We start from the raw sequence: 3,150 nt of genomic DNA on the forward strand, positions 1-3,150 counted from the left end.
TCTTTGGAAATACTTAAATATATTAATGCCATCTCTTTCGGCATTGCAATAAAAAATAAAATAGGAGATATAAAAAATGAGAAAAATATTATTTTTACTGACTATTTTAGTGTTTTTAATTGTTTCTTGCAATAAAGGAAGCAGTAGAGACAGTATAGAAGAACACTTGGGAAGCATATATTATGATATAAATGCTGAAACCAAAGAAACTAATTATTTATATTTAAGTAAAAGTGGGACTCGTGTTTATGAAGATATGTTAAATATAACTGATTTTAATGTATTGGATTATAAATATGATTCAAATAATATATATGTTTTTGAAAATGCAGAATCAGCTCATTATGGAACTGAACCTACAGCATTTTTTTTGAATAAAGATAGATTAACAATTATCAAAAGTTTTTATGAAGTAAAACCAATAAAAACATATAAGTTATTAGATAAAAATTTAGATGAAAATAATAAATATTATTCAATTGCAAATGAGTATGATCAGAGCTTTGATATACCATATAATAAAAGTAATTTTATTAATGGTAAAGAGCCTTATGAAAAAAGAAAAGCTGAATATCAAGCAATACAAAAATCTGAAATTGAACGTTTAAAAAATTATAAATCATTAGAGAAGGATTTTGAAAATTTGCCTATCGTTGAAAGATATTATTCTAAATTTGCAGTACTATTTGAAAATGAAAATATTTTATCTATAGCTTGTAAAATAGAAGATGCCAGAACTATTTCGGCATTTTTAATAAATCCAGACATAAACTGTGTAGACTGTAATTCTCCTGATATAATGAATATATCTTCAATATCTTATGATAAAAATTATGCCTATATTAATTTTAAAAAATTATCTATTGCTAAAGCTGATTTAATTAGTATAGAAAACTGTCCTGTATGTTTAAAATCTGAAAGTTCAATTAATGAAGAATTATCTGAAAAGTTCGGAAAAAGCAAAGTGTCGTCTTATTTTATATATAACATATATACAAGACAATTTGAATGTTTATATTGTTACAGAGATTATTTACGTTTAATGGGGTTTCCATATTAAAAATGATTTTTGTAATTATTAGGAGTTTAATATGAAAAAAATTTTAATAATACTTTTCTTGTTTTTTGCATGCAGTATTAATAGTTTGAATGCTTATTCTAGCACAGAAGAACTTGCAAAAGAAGTTTTGGAATATCTAAATAAAAATATAGGAGAAGAAATAATATCTTTTACTATAACTGCTTCAAGTAATGATCAATTTGAAACTATTGGAGATTTTATAGGGCAGTGGTCTGAATTATATGGATATGATTTGTATGATGTTACAGAAATTTCAAGCGTTCAAGCTGAAGTTACTTTAATATCAGTACTAGACAGCGATATTAAGACAATATTGCATAAAACTATAAAAACATCACAATCCTATTTAAAAAAACAAAGAGATATAATAAAACAAGAATTAAAAAAAGATCCTTACCTAGAAATGGAAGCTCAAGGTATAGAAATATTTATCAATTTTTATGTCGGTGATTATGAAGAGTATGAATTAGAAGAGGAATCGGAAGGACGTTATTGTGTATATATACCATCTTATGCAAGTAAAGCAACTGCATTAGTTTTAAGAATGAAAGCTTGGTTTGAACAAAAAGGTTTATTTACAGAAGTTAATAGTGAAAAAAACGGACATATACTTCTGCATGCAGGAAATCTTGATATTATGATGATGTACGGTTATTAAAATTATTTTTAATTTAAGGAGAATACAATGAAAAAAATTTTCACAATTTTATTATTTTTATGCATTTATAGTTTTTGTTATTCAAATAGCAGAGAACCATTAAAAAATTGCATAATGAAATTCGGTAAAAATTCTATGACATTTGAAAAGTATGGTTCATTAAAAGAAATTGATTTTTATATTTCAATGATGAAAGAACAATTTTCTACCCCTATAGAATCTAAACAGTATGGATATTTTCCTGTTTATGAAGATGATAACAATGATGCTAGTGAAAAGTATTATTTAATTTATATTACAAAAGATGAAAATGGGAATACTTATATATTACCTAATAGAATAGATTATATGAAATATAAAAATTGGTCTGATATTTATTGTTATTTTATAAGGATTAGTGAAATCACTGAAAAAAGTGCTAAAGTTGATGTTAAATGTATGGTATTAGATTGGGAATTTGGTTGGGAAGATGATTTAGATTATTTTAAATTATGCTGTAAATATAATAATGAATTTATAAAATCTATATTCAGCAATGATTTGAGTAAACTCGGTATTAGATTTTCAACATTTTATAGCCCTGGTTTAGAAACATATAATGCAAAAATTAAATATATAGATTAAATGATATATTGGATAAAAAATATATTATTATCAATTTTATTAAAGTATAAATTATAAATTAAGGAGTTTTTTTATGTCTCAATTTAATAAAAATATTAATAAAGGAACATTACTAGAATCTATTGGCTTTACAGTGTTGATAATATTTGCCCTGTTTGTAATTAGTATCATTATTACATTTATGTTATCAAATACTGGTTTTATAGGTGATATATTAAATTATAAGAATTTTGATACTTTATTGGGATTGATACCTATTTTTATAATATTTATTTTTGTTTTTTTCTTTACAATACTTTTATATTTAGTTTCATTATCAATAAAAATAAATGCTATAATTGAAAATATGAATAATAATAATTTATCATACACTCAAAGTACCGACAGTCAAAATATATTATCAGATGAACAGTTAGCTGCTTTTAATATGGACTTAATGAATTATGTCAATACAGAAAATTTGCATGAAATTTTAGAATGCATATACGAAAAAAATACCAATATTAATTTCCAAGATGAAAATGGAAAAACTCCTTTAATAATAGCTGTTATAAAAGGAAATAAAGATATTGTAAGGGCATTAATTAATGCAGGTGCTGATTTAAATATTAAAGATAATGATAATAAAACAGCTTTAGATTATGCTGAAAATAATAATTTTGAAGAAATAAAAAAAATAATATTAGATGGAAAAAGATAAACAATTTTGAAATCTATTTATACTAACATTAAATAAAAAACTAGTTAATAACGCTAACTGAATTATTAACTAGTTTATTTTTTTTAA

General features: G+C 23.0%; 4 protein-coding genes. All 4 read left to right on the forward strand.

The annotated features are described in order from the left end of the window. The first annotated feature begins 76 nt into the window (after positions 1-76). The 4 genes from EZH24_RS09245 to EZH24_RS15115 all read left to right on the forward strand — a co-directional run bounded on the left by EZH24_RS09245 (position 77) and on the right by EZH24_RS15115 (position 3,063). Positions 77-1,060, forward strand: a complete 984-nt coding sequence (locus EZH24_RS09245; RefSeq protein WP_137998871.1) for a hypothetical protein — start codon at positions 77-79, stop codon at positions 1,058-1,060. A gap of 31 nt (positions 1,061-1,091) precedes the next feature. Beyond that, a complete protein-coding gene (locus EZH24_RS09250) occupies positions 1,092-1,739 on the forward strand; it encodes a hypothetical protein (protein WP_137998872.1) in 648 nt (215 codons plus the stop codon). Positions 1,740-1,766: 27 nt separating this feature from the next. Beyond that, on the forward strand, positions 1,767-2,363 hold the full coding sequence (locus EZH24_RS09255) for a hypothetical protein (RefSeq protein ID WP_137998873.1): 597 nt from the start codon (positions 1,767-1,769) through the stop codon (positions 2,361-2,363). A gap of 73 nt (positions 2,364-2,436) precedes the next feature. Next, positions 2,437-3,063, forward strand: a complete 627-nt coding sequence (locus EZH24_RS15115; RefSeq protein ID WP_137998874.1) for an ankyrin repeat domain-containing protein — start codon at positions 2,437-2,439, stop codon at positions 3,061-3,063. The last annotated feature ends 87 nt before the right edge of the window (positions 3,064-3,150 follow it).

The sequence above is a fragment of the Brachyspira catarrhinii genome, from assembly GCF_005518285.1.
GTDB classification, from domain to species: Bacteria; Spirochaetota; Brachyspiria; order Brachyspirales; family Brachyspiraceae; genus Brachyspira; species Brachyspira catarrhinii.